The sequence below is a fragment of the Natronorubrum amylolyticum genome (assembly GCF_052040145.1).
Taxonomy (GTDB): domain Archaea; phylum Halobacteriota; class Halobacteria; order Halobacteriales; family Natrialbaceae; genus Natronorubrum.
On sequence record NZ_JBPPFW010000002.1, the window covers coordinates 207,411 to 227,363 of the forward strand.

At 64.0% G+C, this 19,953-nt stretch carries 18 protein-coding genes and 1 tRNA gene; 11 read left to right on the forward strand and 8 right to left on the reverse strand.

The features are described from left to right. Nucleotides 1–2: 2 nt before the first annotated feature. The gene (locus ACSFDB_RS07310; protein WP_440770362.1) at nt 3–1,235 is read right to left on the reverse strand and encodes a beta-propeller fold lactonase family protein; all 1,233 of its coding nucleotides are present in this window, start codon (nt 1,233–1,235) and stop codon (nt 3–5) included. Between the two features lie 232 nt (nt 1,236–1,467). On the opposite strand from ACSFDB_RS07310, the gene ACSFDB_RS07315 reads away from it, so the two are divergent. Both ACSFDB_RS07315 and ACSFDB_RS07320 read left to right on the forward strand, forming a co-directional pair. Continuing rightward, nucleotides 1,468–2,397: a branched-chain amino acid transaminase gene (locus tag ACSFDB_RS07315; protein WP_090303191.1), complete on the forward strand. Its 930-nt coding sequence runs from the start codon at nt 1,468–1,470 to the stop codon at nt 2,395–2,397. 435 nt (nt 2,398–2,832) lie between these two features. Further along, complete coding sequence (locus ACSFDB_RS07320) at nt 2,833–3,537, forward strand: phosphoglycerol geranylgeranyltransferase (protein ID WP_440770363.1); 705 nt, start codon at nt 2,833–2,835, stop codon at nt 3,535–3,537. Between the two features lie 9 nt (nt 3,538–3,546). Here ACSFDB_RS07320 and ACSFDB_RS07325 read toward each other — a convergent pair whose 3' ends face one another. Continuing rightward, nucleotides 3,547–4,332, reverse strand: a complete 786-nt coding sequence (locus ACSFDB_RS07325; RefSeq protein ID WP_440770364.1) for an SIR2 family NAD-dependent protein deacylase — start codon at nt 4,330–4,332, stop codon at nt 3,547–3,549. Nucleotides 4,333–4,420: 88 nt separating this feature from the next. Here ACSFDB_RS07325 and ACSFDB_RS07330 point away from each other — a divergent pair, with 88 nt between their 5' ends. Then, nucleotides 4,421–4,558 carry a hypothetical protein gene (locus ACSFDB_RS07330; protein WP_440770365.1) on the forward strand — a complete coding sequence of 46 codons (138 nt, stop codon included), beginning with the start codon at nt 4,421–4,423 and terminating at the stop codon, nt 4,556–4,558. 116 nt (nt 4,559–4,674) lie between these two features. Then, nucleotides 4,675–5,979, forward strand: coding sequence for an aspartate--tRNA(Asn) ligase (gene aspS, locus ACSFDB_RS07335; RefSeq protein ID WP_440770366.1), 1,305 nt, complete (start codon nt 4,675–4,677; stop codon nt 5,977–5,979). 281 nt (nt 5,980–6,260) lie between these two features. Here the strand turns inward: aspS and ACSFDB_RS07340 are convergent, their stop codons facing one another. Together ACSFDB_RS07340 and ACSFDB_RS07345 are read right to left on the reverse strand one after the other, a co-directional pair. Continuing rightward, complete coding sequence (locus tag ACSFDB_RS07340; protein ID WP_440770367.1) at nt 6,261–7,139, reverse strand: lipase/acyltransferase domain-containing protein; 879 nt, start codon at nt 7,137–7,139, stop codon at nt 6,261–6,263. 292 nt (nt 7,140–7,431) lie between these two features. Then, a complete protein-coding gene (locus tag ACSFDB_RS07345; protein ID WP_440770368.1) occupies nt 7,432–8,298 on the reverse strand; it encodes a lipase family protein in 867 nt (288 codons plus the stop codon). Between the two features lie 371 nt (nt 8,299–8,669). Here ACSFDB_RS07345 and ACSFDB_RS07350 point away from each other — a divergent pair, with 371 nt between their 5' ends. The 3 genes from ACSFDB_RS07350 to ACSFDB_RS07360 all read left to right on the forward strand — a co-directional run bounded on the left by ACSFDB_RS07350 (nt 8,670) and on the right by ACSFDB_RS07360 (nt 13,550). Next, nucleotides 8,670–9,503 (forward strand): pantoate kinase, encoded by an 834-nt coding sequence (locus tag ACSFDB_RS07350; RefSeq protein WP_440770369.1) that lies wholly within the window; start codon nt 8,670–8,672, stop codon nt 9,501–9,503. Nucleotides 9,504–9,731: 228 nt separating this feature from the next. Beyond that, on the forward strand, nt 9,732–12,629 hold the full coding sequence (locus tag ACSFDB_RS07355) for a DUF1508 domain-containing protein (protein WP_440770370.1): 2,898 nt from the start codon (nt 9,732–9,734) through the stop codon (nt 12,627–12,629). A gap of 273 nt (nt 12,630–12,902) precedes the next feature. Beyond that, entirely contained in the window at nt 12,903–13,550 is a 648-nt protein-coding gene (locus ACSFDB_RS07360; protein WP_440770371.1) for a helix-turn-helix domain-containing protein, read from the forward strand. A 508-nt stretch (nt 13,551–14,058) separates the two neighbouring features. Here ACSFDB_RS07360 and ACSFDB_RS07365 read toward each other — a convergent pair. Both ACSFDB_RS07365 and ACSFDB_RS07370 read right to left on the reverse strand, forming a co-directional pair. After that, nucleotides 14,059–14,132: transfer RNA gene (locus tag ACSFDB_RS07365), tRNA-Thr, on the reverse strand. Between the two features lie 144 nt (nt 14,133–14,276). Beyond that, nucleotides 14,277–15,257: a class I SAM-dependent methyltransferase gene (locus tag ACSFDB_RS07370; protein WP_440770372.1), complete on the reverse strand. Its 981-nt coding sequence runs from the start codon at nt 15,255–15,257 to the stop codon at nt 14,277–14,279. A 91-nt stretch (nt 15,258–15,348) separates the two neighbouring features. Between ACSFDB_RS07370 and ACSFDB_RS07375 the strand changes: the two genes are divergently transcribed. The 4 genes from ACSFDB_RS07375 to ACSFDB_RS07390 all read left to right on the forward strand — a co-directional run bounded on the left by ACSFDB_RS07375 (nt 15,349) and on the right by ACSFDB_RS07390 (nt 18,132). Further along, nucleotides 15,349–15,753 (forward strand): Rieske (2Fe-2S) protein, encoded by a 405-nt coding sequence (locus ACSFDB_RS07375; RefSeq protein ID WP_440770373.1) that lies wholly within the window; start codon nt 15,349–15,351, stop codon nt 15,751–15,753. 50 nt (nt 15,754–15,803) lie between these two features. Beyond that, nucleotides 15,804–16,199 carry a RidA family protein gene (locus ACSFDB_RS07380; RefSeq protein WP_440770374.1) on the forward strand — a complete coding sequence of 132 codons (396 nt, stop codon included), beginning with the start codon at nt 15,804–15,806 and terminating at the stop codon, nt 16,197–16,199. Between the two features lie 234 nt (nt 16,200–16,433). Then, entirely contained in the window at nt 16,434–17,246 is an 813-nt protein-coding gene (dph5, locus tag ACSFDB_RS07385) for a diphthine synthase (RefSeq protein ID WP_440770375.1), read from the forward strand. A gap of 181 nt (nt 17,247–17,427) precedes the next feature. Next, nucleotides 17,428–18,132, forward strand: coding sequence for a hypothetical protein (locus ACSFDB_RS07390; protein ID WP_440771089.1), 705 nt, complete (start codon nt 17,428–17,430; stop codon nt 18,130–18,132). Between the two features lie 51 nt (nt 18,133–18,183). Here the strand turns inward: ACSFDB_RS07390 and ACSFDB_RS07395 are convergent, their stop codons facing one another. Together ACSFDB_RS07395 and ACSFDB_RS07400 are read right to left on the reverse strand one after the other, a co-directional pair. Next, the gene (locus ACSFDB_RS07395; protein WP_440770376.1) at nt 18,184–19,269 is read right to left on the reverse strand and encodes an alpha/beta hydrolase; all 1,086 of its coding nucleotides are present in this window, start codon (nt 19,267–19,269) and stop codon (nt 18,184–18,186) included. 56 nt (nt 19,270–19,325) lie between these two features. Continuing rightward, complete coding sequence (locus tag ACSFDB_RS07400; protein ID WP_440770377.1) at nt 19,326–19,820, reverse strand: protein-tyrosine phosphatase family protein; 495 nt, start codon at nt 19,818–19,820, stop codon at nt 19,326–19,328. Between the last annotated feature and the right edge of the window lie 133 nt (nt 19,821–19,953).

A 19,953-nucleotide genomic window follows, 5' to 3' on the forward strand; every position in this document is an offset into this window, starting at 1 on the left:
GGTTAGCGGAGGGTACCGGAGTATCCGCCGCCGGAGTCGCCGACGAACTGCACCGTGTCGACGCCCTCCTCGACCTCGACGTGATCGACGAGTTCCTGAGCCTCCATGTCGACGATCGCGACGATGCCGTCGTCGTCCGCGGGCGAGATGAAGTAGCCGCCGCCGGCCACGCCGCTGCGGTGGAGGAACGGCGCGCCCTCGGGACGAACGATGTCCCCGATGTCGACCGTCTCGACGATCTCGAGTGCGTCGACGTCGATGATCGACGCCTGATCGGTCTGCGTGTGGGCGGTAAACGCGTAGAGCGTGCCGTCTTCGGCCTCGTGATAGCGGAGGGCGTCCGGCCCCTCGTCGACGTCGACGACACCGAGTTCGTCGCTCTCGTCGCTCGTCGCGTCGAGGAACCGAATGCTGTTGCCGTCGAGGACGCCGAGCACCGTCTCGTCGGGGGAGAGGTACATGCCGCCCGCGAAGTCGAGGTACTCGACGACCTCGTCGGTCTCGGTGTCGACGACGGCGGTCTCGTCACCGTGCTCGAAGTACGCGAGGCCCGTCTCGGGCGCGTATGCCTTGTAGTGCGTTCCCTCGTCCTCGTTCTCGAGTTCGACGTAGTCCGTCCGTTCGTACGCCTCGAGGTCGATGATCAGCGCCGCAGGGTCGTTGACGTTCGTCGCGTACCCCATCGAGCCGAGGTCCTCGTGGTACAGCAGTTTGCCGTGGCCCTCGTTCTCGAGGCCCGACTCGACGATCTCCGTGACTTCGTGGGAGTCGGTGTCGATGACGTAGAACGTCCCCTCGTCGTCGCTGTGGGCCCACATCTCGTCGTCGTTCGGGTGGTACATGTGGGTCGGATCCGGTCCGACGTCGATCTCGTCGACGATCTCGCGGATTTCGGTGTCGATGACGAGCACCTGCGAGGGAGACTCTCGAATGACGTAGATCTCGCTGTAGTCGGCCGTGATCCGCGGGTCGCCCCAGCCTTCGTCGTCGAGTCCGTCGGTGATCTCGTCGACGACCTCTCCCTCCTCGGGATCGATGATCGCGATCGTGTTCGGTGCGAACGCGTAAATGAACCCCTCGCTTCCCTCACCGTTCGATTCGTCCCCGTTCGACTCGTCATCGCCGGTACCGTCGTCACCGCCGTCATCATCCCCCCCGACGCAGCCGGCGAGAGCGATCACGGAACTTCCGGCAGCTACCTGTACGAAGCGTCGTCGATCGAGTAAACCGTCCATACGCGATCGAATGGCCGCGATCGTATAGCCCATTTTGGTACGGCAGCCGAAACCGTGTCACTGAGGGACGTAGAGATCCGCTATTCCTCGCACTGTCCGACCGGATACTACGCCGGTCGACGGGTGCCGAGCGATCAGTTCAGACGGAGAACGTCCCGCTTCGATCTCACCGGTCGATTTCCGTTTCGAAAATCGCGAACACTTAGTACGGTGGTGTTCAACACTCTCGACCATGGGATTCGATGAGATGGATGTCGACACGATCTGGATGGACGGCGAGTTCGTCGACTGGGACGACGCCCAGGTCCACGTGTTGACCCACGGACTTCACTACGGCAGCGGCGTCTTCGAGGGTGCCCGGTGTTACGACACCGAGGAGGGGCCAGCGATCTTCCGCTGGGAGGAGCACTTAGAACGGCTCTTCCAGTCGGCAAAGCCCTACGAGATGGACATCGACTACACCGTCGAGGAACTCACCGAGGCGACGAAGGAACTCATCACGAGTCAGGATCTCGAGTCCTGTTACATCCGTCCCGTCGCCTTCTACGGCTACAACTCACTCGGCGTCAGTCCGAAAGACTGTCCCACTCGCACCGCCATTGCGGTCTGGCCGTGGGGCGCGTATCTCGGCGAGGAGGCGCTCGAGGAAGGGATCGACGTGATGATCTCCTCGTGGCGAAAACACGCCTCGAGCCAGATCCCGACGAACGCGAAGACGACGGGACTCTACGTCAACAGCATGCTCGCGGGCGAGGAAGCCCGCCGCAACGGTTACGCAGAGGCCATCGTCCTGAACAAGGAGGGAAACGTCGCGGAAGGCCCCGGCGAGAACATCTTCCTCGTGCGCGACGGCGAAATCCACACGCCCGGGCTCTCGGAGTCCATCCTCGACGGCATCACCCGCGACACCGTGATCGAGATCGCGGAGGATCTCGGCTACACCGTCCACGACAGCGTCTCGATCTCCCGCGGCGAACTCAACACGGCCGACGAGCTGTTCTTCACCGGCTCGGCGGCCGAGGTCACGCCCATCCGAAAGGTCGACAACGTCGTCATCGGCGACGGCTCCCGCGGCCCCGTCACCGAGGACATCCAGCAGCGGTTCTTCGACGTCGTCGAACGGCGGACCGACGCCTACGACGAGTGGTTCGAGTACGTCTGAACTGACGGTTCGATCGTTGGTATCGGTGTCTCGACTTTCTTGACGATGATTCTCGAGTCGGTCTCGAACTGCTTTCCGTCGGCGGCTGTGCTCGGCGAACGCGTTGCTCACTCGCTACGCAAAGTGAATATCTATTATGATCAGAAGGATTATTTCTTTTCATGTCAATAGTTTATCTATGGTTGGCGACAGGAAGGATACAAAACCGCCCGACGAAGAGGAGGAGAAAGAAGGGAAGTATGACAAATACATTGATAGAATATTGGATGTTTTCAGTATATTTTAGCAGGAGCTGCCGCAGAGTTCTGCATCACTACTTTCCGCTGATAATCTCATTGTCGCACTCTCGAGTCGCACCTAATTCCATCCTTGAGCACGATTCCAGCGACCCGTCGCTTTCGTAGCGTTTTTGCCGGTTGTCGGGAAACGACGGGTATGACTACCTGCCCCTGGGACGATTGGAACCACATTCTCAAGATCGATCCCGACAAAGAGCTTCCCGAGGGCGTCACGTACGGCGATCTCTGTGCGACCGGTACCGACGCGATCGAAGTCGGCGGCACGATGGGCATCACCGAGGAGAACATGGAGGCCGTCGTCGACGCCTGCGCCGAACACGACGTGCCGCTCTATCAGGAACCCTCGAGTCCCGACGTCGTCATCGACAACCGGGCGCTCGAGGGGTATCTCATCCCGACCGTCTTCAACGCCGGCTCGCCGTTCTGGATCACGGGCGCACACAAGGAGTGGGTCCGACTCGATAACGGTCTCGACTGGGATCGAACCTGGACCGAGGCCTACATCGTGATGAACCCCGACGCCGACGTCGCGACGTACACCGAGGCCGACTGCGATCTCGACGCCGACGACGTCGCGGCCTACGCCCAGATCGCCGAACGGATGTTCGGACAGGAGATCGTTTACGTCGAGTACTCCGGAATGTTTGGCGACGAAGCTATCGTCGAGGCGGCGGGCGATGCGACCGAGAAGGCGACGCTGTTCTACGGCGGCGGCATCCACGACTACGACTCGGCCGCGACGATGGCCCAACACGCCGACGTGATCGTCGTCGGCGACCTCGCGCACGACGAGGGCGTCGAGGCCGTCCGCGAGACGGTCGCGGCGGCGAACGACGCCTGAAGAGGGGCGCTACTTCTCGACGAGGTCCCGTATTGCCGGCAGTACGTCCGTTACGTCCTCGCGGACGATCACGTCCGCCGATCCGTCGACCGGCGTCGACTCGAGGTTGACGATGCCGACGGTCGCGCCCGACGACGCGGCGAGTCGGGGGAGCGACGCGGCGGGTTCGACGACCAGTGAGGAGCCGATGGCAAGGAAGACATCGCTCTCGCGGGCGAGCGAGCGGGCGCGTTGGATGACCGCGCCGGGCAGTTGCTCACCGAAGAGGACGACATCGGGCTTGTAGATGCCGCCGCAGTCGCAGGTCGGCGGCAGTTCCCCGTCGGCTGCGCGCTCGAAAATCGGGTCGCCATCCGTGCGTTTTCCACAGTCGATACACCGAACTCGCTGGGAGTTGCCGTGGAGTTCAAGGATGGTCGTTTCGTCCGTCTCCCCGGACACGGACTCGTCGCTCACCGATTCCGCAGCTTCACCGTGTAATCCGTCCGTGTTCTGCGTGAGAATTGCCTCGAGAGAGCCGGCTCGTCCCATCGCAGCCAGCGCCTCGTGGGCCGCATTGGGCTCGTACTCCTCATCGAACATCACCTGTTGAAGTTCGACGCGGTCCGCCCAGAACCCCTCCGGATCGCGCTGGAACCGGCCGTAGGTAAACTGCCCTTCGTCGAACTTGTCCCAGACGCCGTCGTCGCCGCGGAACGTCGGGACACCGGAGGGTTGGGAGATCCCCGCGCCCGTGAATGCGACGACAGTCTCTGCACCGTGGATATCGTCGGCGAGTCGCTCGAGGTCGTCCATATCGAATCGTCGGTCCGCAGACTCAAAACTCGTCGTGACATCTATGGGCGGAAAACTGACATGTCCTGCGAAAGAACTGCAAACAGCGATGGCGAGCGACACGGATCCGCTTCGAGAACTCGCAGGGTTCGTCGACGACTCCGAACTCGAGCAGCTCCGGCGCCGATCCGCCGAATTTCGAGCGGACGTGAACGGACGGTTCGGTACCCTCGAGCGGGCGGACTGAGATCAGTACCCTGGCTTCGTTCACGGTCGGTGAGTGCTTCGGTACCACCGAACGGTGAGCACAAGTCGTGGACTCGAACGATTGCGCTTAAGTTCCGGCGACCGGAATCGGATGGTATGCAGGACAGAATTTACACTGCCGACGCCGAGCCGGGCGACGACGCGACCGTCGCCGGCTGGGTTCACGAGATTCGAGACCTTGGCGGGATTGCCTTCCTGATTCTCCGGGACAGCTCCGGGAAGATCCAGGTCAAGTTCGAGAAAGACGACATGGACGAGGAGCTCGTCGAGACGGGGCTAGGCGTCTCTCGAGAGAGCGTCGTCAAAGTCACCGGCGCGGTCGAAGAGGAGCCGCGCGCGCCGACGGGCGTCGAGATCACGCCCGAGGAAGTCGAGGTCGTCGCACCGGCCGACCCCGAACTGCCGCTCGACCCCTCCGGAAAGGTCGACGCCGAACTCTCCACGCGTCTGGACAACCGCACCCTCGACCTCCGCAAGGAGGAGGTGCAGGCCGTCTTCGAGATCCGCGCCGAAATCTTGCGCGCCGTCCGCGAGCAGTTCCGCGCGTTCGACTGTACGGAGATCAACACGCCGAAGATCGTCGCCACGGGGACCGAAGGCGGCACCGAGCTCTTCCCGATCACCTACTTCGGCGAGGAGGCGTTCATGAACCAGTCGCCGCAGCTGTTCAAGCAGCTGATCGCGGGCTCGAACGTCGAGCGCGTCTTCGAGATCGGGCCGATCTTCCGCGCCGAAGAGCACAACACGCCGCGGCACCTGAACGAGGCGACCTCGATCGACTTCGAGGGCGCCTTCTGCGACCAGAACGACGCGATGGACGTCGTCGAGGGCGTCGTCACGGCCGCGTACGAGGCCATTCAGGAGAACTGTAGCGACGAACTCGAGGCGCTCGGCCTCGAAGACGAGTTCGAGGTCCCCGACGAGGCGTTCCCGCGGCTCAGCTACGAGGAGGCCATCGAGCGCATCAACGCGACGGGCAAACTCGACGAACAACTCGTCTGGGGCGACGATCTGCCGACCGAGGGCGAGAAAGCGCTCGGCGACGACGTCGGCGGCCACTACTTCATCACCGACTGGCCGAGCGAGATCAAGCCGTTCTACATCAAGGATCACGACGACGACGAGCAGCTCTCGACCGGCTTCGACCTGATGCATCCCCGCATGGAACTCGTCTCCGGCGGTCAGCGCGAACACCGCTACGAGAAGCTCATCGAAGGCTTCGAACAGCAGGGTCTCGACCCCGACCAGTTCGAGTACTACACGAAGATGTTCAAGTACGGGATGCCACCGCACGCCGGCTTCGGGCTGGGCGGCGAGCGTCTGGTCATGACGATTCTCGGACTGGACAACATTCGAGAGGCTGTTCTCTTCCCGAGAGACCGGCAGCGGCTGAGCCCGTAATCGGGCTCGTCGCTGTTCGCCGATCGGGAGCAGGGAGGAGCTTTGCTCTGACCGTGTTCCCGAGAGATCGCCAGCGTTTGTCGCCGTAGGCGAGGACGCGACCGGTGGGAGCGTCCTCGAAACAGTGAGCGGGAGCGTAGCGACACGCGAGCGGCGACAGACCAAGAGTGGGTGCAACTCGAGCGAAAAAATTCGATTTTTCGAGCGCGTTCGCGTCTACGGCCTATCGAAGACGCTGCGTACGAGCGATGTGGACGGTGCTCGAGGAAGCGGCGGGGCCGTTACCACCAGCCCCAGCCGTCGTCATCGTCGACGTCGACGCCGGCCGCTTCGGCGAGATCGGCACCGACCGCCTCGTCGCCCAGGAAGCTTAGGTGGCTCGAGACGCTGTCGGTCACGTCGACGTCCGTGTAGGTGTCCGGCGTGTCGTCCGGACAGCCCGAGCCGTCGGTTCCCAGTGCGGCACCGAAGAAGCCACCGTAGGCTACGCCGACCGTCGAATCGTTCTCCGAGTGGTAGTTGCGAACTTCGTCCGCGTTCGCCGCGATACCGTCGTACCAGTTGTCGCTGAACAGTCCGTCGCTCCCCTCGCAGACCATGTCGCCGTCGGCTGCGGCTCCGAGTGGGGCGACGGTTTCGATTTCGTAGTCGTCGTCCATGTGATTGACAGTCTCGAGGACGACGCGGCCACCCAGCGAGTGACCGATAAGGCGGAGGTCGCCGCCGCCGTCGTCGTAGAACTCCTCGACCATCTCGGCGAGTTCCTCGCCGACGTCTTCGGTCTCGCTCTCGGCGGCCGGGAAGTTGATCGTCGTCGCGTCCCACTCGATGCCGACGTACTCGTCGGCCTCGTAGCCGACGTCCTCCATCGAGGTCGCGACGTCTGCAGCCTGACTCGAGACGCTCGAGTCGCCGAACCAGCCGTGGACGTAGACGAACACTTCGTCGCCGACGGGGATCGATGGCGTCGAGCCGATTCCGAAGACGCTGTCGCCGACCTCGAGAACTTCGATATCCCAACTCGAGACGGCAGTGGCCGAGCTGGACGACGCGGCCAGACCCGCTGTGCCGACGATGGCCGCACCGGTTCCTTTCAGCATCGTTCGTCGGCTCGGCGTCGCTGATTCGTCCGTTTCACACGGTGAGTCGTTGTTTGTCATCGACAACATATCGTACCTCTGCGAGAATATTCATTTTACTTGCTCAGTAACGAATCCATTCATATGCTAGTAGATGACGACGGTAATATGAAATGCCCATACCATTTTCAACGGTAGGTAAATAACCAATATAAGGACCAGTTGTTCAGCAACCCCCAGTGAAAATCAATTTCAGTAACGGTAGCGATAGCGTGAGGAAGCAGAATTACACGCGTGCCCTCGATGCTGATCGTCTCGAAAAAAACGGTCGTCGAACAGAGCCTCGATTTTGGAACAGCGATCGGTCGTCGCGTTACCACCAGCCCCAGCCGTCGTCGTCATCGTCGTCACCGTCGTCGGGGTCGCCGTCGATCGCAGCGGCGAGGTCGGCACCGACCGCTTCATCGCCCAGGAAGCCCATGTGGCTGCTGACGCTGTCGGTGACGTCGACGTCCGTGTAGCCGTCTGGGTCACAGCCGGCGCCCTCGTTGCCGAGCGCAGTGTCGCCCCAACCGCCGTAGGCCGCGCCGACCGTCGAGTCGTTCTCGGAGTGGTAGTTACGGACCTCGCCGGCGTTGTCGATGCCGTCGATCCAGAGGTCCTCACAGAGTTCCGAACCGTCGGCGGCCGCGCCGAGAGGCGCGACGGTGTCGATTTCGTAGCCCGAACTCAGTTTCGTCGCGGCCCAGAGGACACAGCGGCCGCCGAGGGAGTGACCGACGAGGCGGATGTTGCCTCCGCCATCGTCGTAGAACTCCTCGGCGAGTTCGGCGGCGACTTCGCCGACGTCTTCGGTGTCGCTCTCGGCGCCGAAGAAGTTGATCGTCGACGCGGGCCACTCGAGGGCGACGGCTTCGTCGGCGTCGTACCCGCCGTCCTCTAGCGACCCCAGAACATCGTCGGCCTGACTCGAGACGGTCGAGTCGCCGAACCAGCCGTGGATGAAGACGAACACTTCGTCCGCGACCGGAAGGCTGCCGTCCGCGCTCCAGCCGCTGAACCAGCCGCCCTCGTCTATCTCGATAGTTTCGATCTCGTGACTGTAGGCCGATGCCGATCCGGACACCGCAGCCAGCCCCGTCGCCCCGACGACCGTCGCTCCCGTGGCTTTGAGTACGGCTCGTCGGTTCGTGCGCGTCGATTCCCCCGGCAGGCTCCGTTGCTTGTTGTTATCTGCCATGATCCGTTCAAACAGTATTTGCTAACGGATTTCATTTTATTCGCTCTGATGTGAACTCCTTTATATGCCCACCTTTTTCAGGCGTTAGCTAATTAGAGAGTACACTATACGGGATTGGAAGTAGTCGGCCCCAAACCTACAGATGGTTCTCAATTGTCCGACTTTAGTTTTTTCTGGAATCTCTCACGCCCCTCGAGAGCGTGGTCCATGCGATTGTGACTCACAGATCACGTACGTTGGGTTTCGCCGACGTCGTGTGCGGACGACGGCCGCTGTCTCCGCCGAGAGGCTTCCTGCGTTCGCGACGAGACGCTCGAGTCGATCCGTACCGAATCTTCACTGTTATATCGTCCGAGCCGAAATACCGCCCAATGCGCGAGGAGTCGACGGCGTTCGTACCGGGGCACATTACGGGCTTTTTCAGCGCTCATCCAGACGACGATCCGACGAAAGCGGGCTCCCGCGGCGCGGGAGTGACGCTTACCGACGGCGTCGAGGTGACGGTCGAACCCGCCACTGACGACACGTCGACGGTCGTCCTCGACGGCGAGGAGTGCGAGGTGGATCCCGTCGAGACGGTTCTCGAGACGCTCGCGGTAAGCGCCCGCGTCGAGGCCGAATCGGAGCTCCCGATCGGCTCCGGCTTCGGGGTTTCGGGCGCGATGGCGCTCGGAACCGCCCTCGCGGCGAACCAGGTATTCGAGCGCAAGCTCTCGTGGAACGAACTCGTGACCATCGCACACGGGGCCGAAGTACAGGCAGGAACCGGACTGGGAGACGTGGTTGCGCAGGCCCACGGAGGCGTCCCGATCCGTCTGGAACCGGGTGCACCGCAGGTGAACACGCTCGACGCGATTCCGTCTCGAGCGCGCGTAGAGTACGTTTCGTTCGGCGAACTCTCGACGGCGGACGTGCTTTCGGGCGAGACCGAGAGGCTTTCGGCCGCCGGAAAACAGGCGCTCTCGCGGGTCGTCGAGGAACCGACGCTGCTCTCCTTTATGTACGCCTCTCGGCTGTTCGCTCGCGAAGCGGAGCTGTTGACCGAGCAGGTCGCGCGGACGATCGGCGACGTGACGGAAGCGGACGGACAGGCCTCGATGGCCATGCTCGGCGAGACCGTCTTCGCGCTCGGTACGGGGCTCTCTGATGCCGGCTACGAGCCGGCCGTCTGTGCGACGCACCCGGCGGGTGCGATGCTGAAATAACGGGGTGCGTGTCGAGGCAGTTTGTCTCGCTCGGCGATCGATTCTGTACACTTCGATTAGGCAGGTCGACCCCACGTTCTGAGAGGTCTGTATACGCTCAATAGGCCCCATATATCGAATCTCCGGAGCGGTTCCGCTATCTTGGAGCCCGAGACGAACATATCAGAACTCGATATTGTGGCCGGAGCTTTATTATGATGGGTTTCAGTTATCCGGTCAAGTTTACGAATGTCTTCAACGACTGAAATTCATCAAAAGCTGTTTCGACTGTACGAACACTACGTCGGTGAACCCGACTCGAGCAAGGACGTCTACGGCTACTGGATATTCATCGCCGGCTATCTCCTCGGCGCAGCAGGAATATTCACGTTCGTCGTCGGCTACGCCGGGAGCGCGGATTCCTACACGCTCATTCGGATCTCCGGCGTCACGGCGGCGGCGGGGCTTGCGCTCTGTCTGTTCGGGATCGTACTCATGCTCCCGGTCCGGCGGATCGGGATCTACGCGAGCGTGCTCGGACTCCTCATCGCACTCGGCGGCGTCGTCTTCTTCGGGTGGGCCTACCCCTACAACTGGCGAGAGCTCGGGACCGACTACAGCGTCCAGGTCATCTCCGTTTACACCCTCGGAATCGGCCTGATCGCCGGCGTCACAGCCCTCGTCCCCATCCTCACGGGGCAGAAAGGGATGTTCGTCGAGGAGGAGGGGGCAACCGACGATCCGGACATTCTGACCGGCGACGCGATGGAAGGCGCGCAGTTCGCCGTCTTCCGCGACGAGAACGGCGACTGGCAGTGGAACGTCCTCCACCTCGAGGCGCTCGCGACGAGCAACGAGAGCGCCGTCACGCGACCCGACGCAACCGATGGCATCGAGCGGGTCCAGTCCCAGATCAGTTCCGCGGGCCTGATGGAGTTGACAACCTCCGCGTTCCGGCTCTACGAGGACCGGGACGGCACCTGGCAGTGGACGCTCGCACGCGACGACGGCAGCGTCGTCGGCTCGAGCACCGGCGAGTTCGACCAGCGCGACGGCGCCGAGAACTCCGTGAGCTTCCTCAAGGACCGCGGCCCCGACGCGGACGTCATCGAGATCGAGGGCGCGGCGTTCACCTACGAGGAGAAACGCGACCAGTGGTTCTGGCAACTCGTCGACGACGAGCGGAATCCGTTAGCCTCGAGCGACTCCGGCTTCCGAACCCAGGAACGGGCCGAGGAGGCCGCACAGACGTTTGCCGAACGGTTCGACCGCGCGCGCCTGCTCGACATCGAGCACGTCGGCGTCGAACTCGTCGAGCGCCCGGGTGGCTGGACCTGGCGCTTCGTCGACGACGCCGACGACGTCGTCGCGAGCGCCTCGGACACGTTCGACTCCCGTCGCGACGCCGAGTCGGCCGCCGAAGCACTGCTCCCCGCACTCGAGTCCGCGTCGGTCACCGTGGCCGGCGAACCGACCTACGAACTGTACGAGTCGGGCAGTGACTGGCGCTGGCGGCTCGTCGACGAGACCGAGCACATCGTCGCCCGAAGTCCGACCGACGTCACCGAACAGGCCGACGTCGAATCGGGCGCCAACCAGTTCAGTGACGGAGCTCTCGAGGCTGACGTCGTCGAGATCGACGAGGCAGAGTACGAGGTATACCCGACGGCCAGCGCGTCGCCTTCGGCCGGTCCGGACGACGACCTCCCGGCGACGGTGGACGACGCAGTCGCCCAGACCGACGGCGGCACGACGCTCGAGTACGACGACCAGACGGGGCCCGACTGGAACTGGCGGCTCGTCACCGACGACCGCGAGATCGTCGCCGCGAGCAACGAGCCCCACTCGAACGCCGAGACGGCGTCCGAGGCGATCCAGCGGGTTCGCGAACAGGCCAGCGAGGCCGACCTCATCGAGTTCGAACACGCGGCGTTCCAAGTCTACGAGGCCGACTCCGGCGAGTGGCGCTGGCGGCTCATCGACGAAGACGGCAACGTGCTCGCCGACAGCGGCCAGGAACACACCTCGCGGGGCGAGGCCGCCGAGGCGATGATGACGCTGAAAAAGCAGGCCCCCGATGCCGAGTTACTGGAAATCGAGACCGCCGCGTTCGAGCTGTTCGTCAACGAGGACGACGAGTGGGGCTGGCGGCTCATCGACGAGGCCGGGAAGCTCGTCGCAGAGGACCCAGCCACACACCCGACTCGCGGTGCCGCACGGCAGGCGATGAACCGACTGCTCGAGCACTTAGACTCCGACATTCGGACGATGGATACGGCGATCTTCCAGACCTACGCGGCCGAGGACTGGCAGTGGCGGTTCGTGCTGCCCTCGGGCGAGACCGTCGCGGAAGCCGGCGAGGCTCACCCGACCCGGGACGAACTCGTCGACGAACTGGACGACATCCGCCACTCGGCCGCGGCGGCCCACCAGCACACGATCGGTGACGTTGCGGTCCAGCTGTACGACAGCGGCGGCTGGCACTGGCGACTGCTCGACCGCGACCGCGAGGAGGTCGCCGACTCGACCGTCAGCTACGACACCCGTGACGAGGCGATGGCCGGCGCCGAGAGCCTGAAGGCACACGCCGTCGACGCGCCGATTTTCGCGATCGAGGACGTCGCGATTCGGCTGGACGGCAGCGATGGGTGGACGTGGGAGCTCATCGATCGCGAGCGCGAGGTCAGTGCGAGTGCGGTCGGTGCCGTCTCCACCAAGGCCGCTGCGATGGGAGCCATCGAGGACGTTCGCCAGCTCGCGCCGATGGCGGGTCGCGTCGACTTCGACGTCGCCTCCTTCGAACTCGTCGCCGACGAGGACGAACGCTGGCAGTGGCGGCTCATCGACGAGGACGGGCGGACGATTGCAACCGGCTCCGAGAGCCACGACTCGACCGAGGCCGCACGCGCGGCCCTCGAGAACGTCCGCGAACTGATCGAAGAGGCGAGCATCCTCGAGATCGATAGCGTCTCCTTCGAACTGCACACCGACGAGGAGGGCGAGGGCTGGGTCTGGCGGCTGGTCGACGAGTACGGCTCGACGATGGCCGAGAGCACCCAGACCTACGAGAGCCGTACCGACGCCCGCAAGGCGATGAACGACGTGAAGGCCCACGCTCCCGACGGCTGGATCACCTTCACGGAGTAACCGCCACAGCGACTCCAACGGCCACGGTGCGTGCCGGCTCGAACCGCTCTGATACTGTCTGACTGGACTACGTGAAGATCGGTCGCGAATTCGCGACTGACTTCGTATTGACTTCTGCCCGACAGTATGACTAACGCTCGTTTTCACGACTTTCGTTCGGGCAGTCTTCCGGCCGCCGAGGTCGATCCATACCGCATCTCTCGCCGGCACCGCCGTCGGCGTGGCCCCGATAGCTATCGTGATTTTATGTTGCGCCCGCGAGACACTCGAGCCATGAAGTCGATGGGAATCCGACTGGCGTACGCCCCGGAGGCGCTGGCGCCGCTCCACGAGGGGATCTGCGAATCGCCCGATATCGATAGAGAGGTCATCGTCGGCGGACAGGCTGTCGACGGCGTCGAGACGATCACGTCGTTCGTTTACGGCCAACCCGAGGCTTATGAGGCGCTGTTGTGTGCTCTCGGGACCGTTCTCGAGTACGATATCACCCCCTCCGACGACGGCTTCTTCCTCTATCTTCGTCGAGAACTCGGGCCGGACGGGCTGTCACTCTTGGACGCGCTCGCACAGGAGACCGTCGTGGTCGTCCCGCCCATCGAGATTCGCTCGGACAGGACGATCCGACTGACCGTCGTCGGCCATTCGTCGGCGCTGACCGCCGTCGTCGAGGAGGTGCCCGACGGAATTGGACTGGACGTCCGCTGGGTCAGCCAGGAGATCGCAGTCGCCGGCGCGGCGGTGTCCGATCGACAGGCGGCCGCACTGCAGGCCGCCTGGGACGTCGGCTTCTACGAAATCCCGCGCAAGGGCGGCATCGAAGCCGTTGCGGCGGAACTCGAGTGTGCCGTCTCGACGGCGTCGGAACTCGTCCGTCGCGGCGAAGCGACCGCCGTGGAGCGAGTTCTCGACAGCGGCCCGTAGGACGGTTCGGTGGTTCCGTTGATCCTCGTATTCAGAGCTCTGTCGCGTGAAATACACGCATACGGCAGATGGGTATTGAACGCTCGAGGATGGGCGGTAGAGACTGCAAGCGAGTGTCTTGCTGTGGCTGCCAGCGGTGATTACCACGTCATCCCCCACTGACTTGCTTGCTCATCCACTGGAAGACGTCTTCCGTCTTCCAAGCAGTCGCTCGTTTCACTCGTGACAACCTCGCGCACATTCGAGCCGCAGTTCACCGTCTGTACTCCCCGTATGTACGTTGTGGAATAGGTGGGTTGTGGGCGACAGTTGCAGCGAAACTACTCTCCGATTCGAATCTTCCACGGTTCGCTTCGCTCTCACGGATATCCGTCACAGAAAACAAACCGGTTGAGGGTACAGCGAGAGCCGGTGGAGGGGATTGTGAACCACGGTCGGAGCAAACTCCTCCCTGATTCAAATCCCTCCAGTTGCTCTGTCACTCTTCACGTCCGTTCGTCGCAAAAAGAGCCGGTGGAGGGATTTGAACCCTCGACCTAATCCTTACGAAGGATTCGCTCTGCCAGTCTGAGCTACACCGGCACGCTCGTCACACTCGCGTCCCGAGCCTTGCCTCGGTTCCCTCGGCAAGACACCGGCGCTCCGTGTCCACTTACTCGTAAGACCGATACCAGCCATAAGGATTGCGAATCGATACGGTCGTGTGGGACACTCGCGTGGCTCGGCTTATCGCTCGAGTCGAACGTCCAGACAGACGTTCAACTCGTGTGGCGCGTAGGAACGAACCGTCCGCCGCGTCTCGACGGAAACCTCGTACTCCGGTTCGGCCGCATCCCGAATCGCCCGCTCGCCCGGCCCGAACGGATCGTCCTCGTGTTGGATGTCGTAGTAGTGGATCACGCAGTCGTCGCCCGCGAGGGTAACGGCGCTCTCGAGGAACTCGTCGGCGCTGTGGGGAAGGTTCATCACGAGCCGATCGGCCCAGTTCGCGTACTCGCCAGCCACCTCGCGCACGTCCTCACAGATCGCCGTCACGCGATCCGCGACGCCGTTCCGGCGCGCGTTCTCGCGCAGGTACTCGATCGCGTCTTCGTTGACGTCGACGCCGACACACTCCGCGCCGCGTTTCGCGAACGGAATCACGAACGGGCCGACGCCGGCGAACATGTCGAGCGCCCGCTCGCCGTCGACGACCTGCTCCGTGACCCGATGGCGTTCGGTCGCGAGCCGCGGCGAGAAGTAGACGGCGGCGAGGTCGAGCGCGAACTCGCAACCGTACTCGCGGTGGACGACCGCCGTGTCCTCGCCGGCGAGGAGATCCCAGTCGCGGATCCGCGTCTCGCCTTTGACCTTCGACGCCTTGTTGAGGACCGTCTCGAGGGGGAGATCGGACTCGAGGACGGCGTCGGCGATTTCGCGGGCGCGCTCGTCGTCGTCCTCGTCGAGCAGGGCAGCGCGCCCGAGTCGCTCGTAGGACGGCTCGAATCCCAGCAGATCGGCCGGCGTCGTCTGCGTCTCGCGCTCCTCGACGGGACGGGCGACGACCTCGAGGGCGTCCGAAACCGCGTCGGGGTCCGTGATCGGCACGTAGAGGCTGCCGTCGGCCACCGAAATCTCGTACTCGTCGTCGATCAGGTCCGCGTCCGCGAGCTCGCGGCGCGTGGCTTCGCCCTCCTCGCGGGGGACGCGGACGCACGGCACTTCCATACTCGTCACAAGCCGACGGGTCGCCGTAACGGTGACGTTTTCCGAGCCAGCGGCCGTGAACAGTTTTCAAGCCTCGAGCCAATCTGTGCCTATGCACAAACTCACGACCGTGGAGACGGTCCACGAGGAGGGATCGTGGCTGTTCACGGTTCAGGATCGCCACGGCGAACGAGAGGAGGTGATCCTCGTTCCTTGCGAAGACGAGGTCGAAGCCTGGATCAACCGCTGTACGCACGAGGCCCAGCGGTTCGATACGGGTCGGGGCGTCCCGATGCGCGACGGCCAGCTCATCTGCCCGCGCCACGGCTCGCTGTTCGACTCCTGTTCGGGCCACTGCGACAACGGCGAGGCCGCCGACACGACGCTCCCCTCCGTCTCGATCACGGTCCACAACGACGGCACGGTGTTTCTCACCGACGACGACGCGACGTTCGTCCACGAGGGCGGGATCGACGACGACGGCGGTCCCGACTCGACGTCACACATCTCGCTCTGAGGCGCCACGGACTGAGAGGCACTTTTGAGGGTGGGCCGTCTGCTCACTGCATGGACCGACAACGCGTCTCGAGTGACACCGAGTGGGAATCGAGGGTCGGCTACTCTCGAGCCGTCCGAACCGGCTCGCAGATCCACGTTGCGGGGACAACGGCGACCGACGAGGACGGTGCGGTCGTCGCACCCGGCGAGCCGTACGAACAGACGAAGCGCGCACTCGAGATCGTCGCGGGCGCACTCGAAGAAGTCGGAGGGTCGCTCGAGGACGTCGTTCGGACCAGACTCTACGTGACCGACATCGACGACTGGGAGGCTGTCGGGCGGGCCCACGGCAAAGTCTTCGGGGAGATTCGCCCCGCAGCCAGCATGGTCGAGGTCGAGCGACTGATCGATTCCGAGCATCTCGTCGAAATCGAGGCGGTAGCAGTCGTGAGCGACGACGAGTAGTGCCCCGTTCCGGCCGAGAGGAGACCCCATACAGCCCGTCTCGGCAGTACAAGGGACGAGCGTTACTGAGCCGCCCGTAATATCGAACGGTGGCCGGTAGCTCAGATCGGACAGAGCGTTCGGTCCCGTACCGAACGGTCCGGGGTCGAATCCTCCTCGGCCAGTGTTCCTCGCGGTCCGGAACGCGGCGACCGTCTCGAAAACGTATTCCCACCGCTCCCACTACGAGCGGTCATGCTCACTTTCATCGGGCTCGGGCTCTACGACGAGCGCTCGATCACCGTCGAGGGCCGGGCGGCGCTCCGAAACGCCGACCGCGCCTACGCCGAGTTCTACACCAGCAAGCTGATCGGCACGTCCGTCGACGATCTCGAGTCCCACCACGACGTCGAGATCGAGGTGCGAGACCGAGCGGGCGTCGAACAGCATCCGGAGGACATTCTCGAGGCCGCCGAGACCGAGGACGTCGCCTTTCTGACCGCGGGGGATACGATGATCTCGACAACCCACGTCGACCTCCGTCTGCGAGCCCACGAGCGCGACATCGAAACGCGGGTTATCCACGGGGTGACGGCCCAGACGGCTACGAGCGCGCTCACCGGACTCCAGAACTACCGGTTCGGCAAGGCGACGACGCTCCCGTTTCCCTACGCTCACGGCGCGGAGGGACTCCCCGAGAGCGTGACGAGAACGATCGACGACAATCGCGCGGACGGGCTCCACACGGTCGTCTACCTCGACATCAAGGTGGACAACGAGGCCGCGACGAACCGCCTCGAGACGGACGAGACGTTCGAGGAGTACATGACCGCGGACGTCGGGGCCGAACTCCTCGCCGAGGCGTATCCCGACCTCGTGGGCGTCGTCGTCGCCCGTGCGGGGAGTCCCGACCCGCTTGTCGAGGCCGGAACGATGACCGACCTCGCGGAGCGGGAGTTCGGCGACCCACTCCACCTGCTCGTCGTCCCCGGCGACTGTCACCTGCTCGAGGCCGACGCGCTGGTCGAACTCGCGGGCGCGGACCGGGACGACCTCGATATCAGCTGACGACGACGGCAGCCGTCCGCGACTCTCGAGCCCGGCGCTCGAGACCGCCTGCCTATTTACGGTCCGGGCGGGAGGCGGACACATGAGGCGGAACCGGAGCGACGAACCGGTCGATGCGGACGTGGCGCTCGAGACCGACGCGGCGACCGGGGAGATCGAACTGGACGAGGAGCGGTTCGAGATGCTCCGCGACGAGCTTCGGATGACGTTCGACTACCAGGTCGAACGACTCCAGGAGATCGACGCCAAGGCCATCGAGATCCTGAAAGCGAACCTGCTGTTGATCGGGCTCGTCGTCACCGGCGGCTCGATCATCGTCCAGACCGATCTGAATATCGTGCCGTTCGTCAATCTCTTTACGATCGCCGGCGGGCTGCTCTTACTGGTCTCGACGGGGCTCGCTGGGGTGACGTACACGGCGTCGAACCTTCGGGGCGGTATCGACGCCGACGCCGTCGAGGTCGCACTCGAGTCGACTCGAGGCGGTTCGGACCGCGAGGGAGACCGGTTCGAGGTCAGACTCCTCCGGAGCTACGGCCGGTGGATCGAGTACAACGCGCGGGTGACGGCCGTCAACGACATGTTCGCGACGATTACCGTCCTCATGGTGATCGTCGCGTTCGTCTACGTCGTCGCCGGGATCGCGGCGGGCGCGCTCGGCCCGTCGTTGCTCGTCACGGGACTCGCCTTCGTCGCCCTCACGGGGATACTGCTGTGGCTCGCGAGCTTCGCCTACTTCATGGATCACCTCGGTGCGAGCGTCGCCTACGGAACGGGAACGTTCGACGGCGTCAGAATTTCGAAGGGAGTGACCCGAAAGCGCGGGCTCTCCACGCTCCGAACGATGCGCAGCGAGCGAGGGGGCGACGAGGACGGAGACGGGTAGGAGGGACGAAGACGAGCAGTAGCCAGCAGCAGCCAAAGCGTGACGCGGCGCTTACGCACCGAGCACGCTTTCGAGTTCGTCCATGAACTCCCCGGGAACCTCGAGGTGGGGCGTATGTCCAGTGTTTCTGAAAACGACCTCCTCGAACTCGCCGCCAGCGTCCGCGTACTCCTCGAGAACCGTGCGGGTCTGATCGACCATCGGCTGGGGCGGGAAGACGTCTTCGCCGGGCCAGCCAGGCACCTCGCCCATCTGCCCGAGCGTGCCGACGTCGAAAAAGGACTCGTTGGAGACGATCTGGTCCGAGTCGCCGCGGATCCAGAGTACGGGTGGTTTCTCGTCTGGATCGATCTCGGTGATCGCCGCGAGCGAGCAGTACTTCGGCGAGATGGCGTTGTTCACGCCGGTATCTCCCGGCGCGACACCGGGCCAGTTCTCGCTCAGGATTGCATTCCCGGGGTAGTTCTCGTCCCCAGTTGCGGTGTCGAGCATCCCCGTCAGGTACGACTCCTCGCGATCCTCGTCGAACTCGTGGGTCGGGTCGACGTAGAACGTCCGCAGCACCTTCCGCGGCGAGGATTCGCCGCCCTCGCTCCGGTCCCGGTCGGCGAGACCCGCAACGAACTCGTCGTTGCCGAGGCCGCCGCCGGAGCCGGCGTAGTCGTCGAAACACGGCGTACCGTCCTGATCTTTCGTGCCGCCGAAGCCGTACGGCGAGAGCGGGTTGATCAACACGAGCGAGTCGACCGTCTCGGGGTTGTCGATCGTGTACCGCATCGCGGCCCCACCGCCGTTCGACCAGCCGACGAGCGTGATGGGGGCCTCGAGGTCGAGTTCCCCGAACAGCGCGCGGAGATCAGCCTCGAAATCGCCGAGTCCGTTCGTCGCGTCGACGGGTTTCGTCTCCGAATCGCCGTAGCCACGCAGGTCGGGGGCGATCGCGCGGTGCCGATTAGGTAGGTCGACCATCGCGTCCTCGAAAAACCTGGAGGAAGAGACGTTGCCGTGGACGAAGACGACCGTGCCGTCGGTCTCACCGGATTCGGAGTCGCCGCCCGACTCGAGGTAGTGCGTCTCGAGGCGGTCGGTGTCGACGGTTCGCGACTGGACGCCGGCGAGGGTGTCGTCTCGGGTCATCACGAACGGCTACCACGCGATCCGTGTTAATTGTCCGTCCGGCAGACCGCGCCGAACTATATCCGCTCGAGCAACCCGTACAACTCCGCCTCGGTCGCGTTCCCGTCCCTGATCGCCTCTCGCGGCGCGCGGGGCCACGGTCGCGTCTCGACGGCATCGATTGCAGCTTCCGGCGGGCAGTCTCGATCGTGAGCCACCCAGCCGGCGGCGACCACACCCGTGCGACCGAGACCGGCGTTACAGTGGAGCACGACGCGGTCGCCGTCGGCCGTCATCCCCTCGATGAACTCGACGGCACTCCTGAGCCGTTCGATATCGGGAAGGTGGCGGTCTCGAATCGGAACGTGAGCGGTGTCGAACGTCTCGCCGTACTCCTCGGGGAGCCCCCAGCGGGAGGCTTCGCGTTCCGAGAGGAGACAGAGGACCCCGGAGACGCCGTTGGTCTCGAGTATCTCTGTCCACTCCGCGAGACTCCCCCCGAGGTGGCCGGGCCGACAGGCCCCGAAGAGCGGTCCGTCGTCGACGATTCGGCCGAAGTTCGCGGTGGTCATCGGCTCGGCTCCATGTATCGCTCCCCGAGAGAATTCGAACGTACTCGGACGGATCGAACGACAGTCGGTGTCACGGTGAAGATGCGCAGACAGAAGCAGCGATCCTACTTGAATCTGTATCCGATCGAGCCGC

What these genes read in the sequence shown, in the direction of transcription:
- ACSFDB_RS07380 (WP_440770374.1), top strand. Translation starts at nt 15,804, where the DNA reads ATGGACCGACAACGCGTCTCGAGTGACACCGAGTGGGAATCGAGGGTC.
- ACSFDB_RS07390 (WP_440771089.1), top strand. Translation starts at nt 17,428, where the DNA reads ATGCTCCGCGACGAGCTTCGGATGACGTTCGACTACCAGGTCGAACGA.
- ACSFDB_RS07325 (WP_440770364.1), bottom strand. Translation starts at nt 4,332, where the DNA reads ATGGACGACCTCGAGCGACTCGCCGACGATATCCACGGTGCAGAGACT.
- ACSFDB_RS07395 (WP_440770376.1), bottom strand. Translation starts at nt 19,269, where the DNA reads ATGACCCGAGACGACACCCTCGCCGGCGTCCAGTCGCGAACCGTCGAC.
- ACSFDB_RS07360 (WP_440770371.1), top strand. Translation starts at nt 12,903, where the DNA reads ATGAAGTCGATGGGAATCCGACTGGCGTACGCCCCGGAGGCGCTGGCG.
- ACSFDB_RS07310 (WP_440770362.1), bottom strand. Translation starts at nt 1,235, where the DNA reads ATGGACGGTTTACTCGATCGACGACGCTTCGTACAGGTAGCTGCCGGA.
- ACSFDB_RS07400 (WP_440770377.1), bottom strand. Translation starts at nt 19,820, where the DNA reads ATGACCACCGCGAACTTCGGCCGAATCGTCGACGACGGACCGCTCTTC.
- ACSFDB_RS07345 (WP_440770368.1), bottom strand. Translation starts at nt 8,298, where the DNA reads ATGGCAGATAACAACAAGCAACGGAGCCTGCCGGGGGAATCGACGCGC.
- ACSFDB_RS07330 (WP_440770365.1), top strand. Translation starts at nt 4,421, where the DNA reads ATGGCGAGCGACACGGATCCGCTTCGAGAACTCGCAGGGTTCGTCGAC.
- ACSFDB_RS07375 (WP_440770373.1), top strand. Translation starts at nt 15,349, where the DNA reads ATGCACAAACTCACGACCGTGGAGACGGTCCACGAGGAGGGATCGTGG.
- dph5 (WP_440770375.1), top strand. Translation starts at nt 16,434, where the DNA reads ATGCTCACTTTCATCGGGCTCGGGCTCTACGACGAGCGCTCGATCACC.
- ACSFDB_RS07340 (WP_440770367.1), bottom strand. Translation starts at nt 7,139, where the DNA reads ATGACAAACAACGACTCACCGTGTGAAACGGACGAATCAGCGACGCCG.
- ACSFDB_RS07355 (WP_440770370.1), top strand. Translation starts at nt 9,732, where the DNA reads ATGTCTTCAACGACTGAAATTCATCAAAAGCTGTTTCGACTGTACGAA.
- aspS (WP_440770366.1), top strand. Translation starts at nt 4,675, where the DNA reads ATGCAGGACAGAATTTACACTGCCGACGCCGAGCCGGGCGACGACGCG.
- ACSFDB_RS07315 (WP_090303191.1), top strand. Translation starts at nt 1,468, where the DNA reads ATGGGATTCGATGAGATGGATGTCGACACGATCTGGATGGACGGCGAG.
- ACSFDB_RS07320 (WP_440770363.1), top strand. Translation starts at nt 2,833, where the DNA reads ATGACTACCTGCCCCTGGGACGATTGGAACCACATTCTCAAGATCGAT.
- ACSFDB_RS07350 (WP_440770369.1), top strand. Translation starts at nt 8,670, where the DNA reads ATGCGCGAGGAGTCGACGGCGTTCGTACCGGGGCACATTACGGGCTTT.
- ACSFDB_RS07370 (WP_440770372.1), bottom strand. Translation starts at nt 15,257, where the DNA reads ATGGAAGTGCCGTGCGTCCGCGTCCCCCGCGAGGAGGGCGAAGCCACG.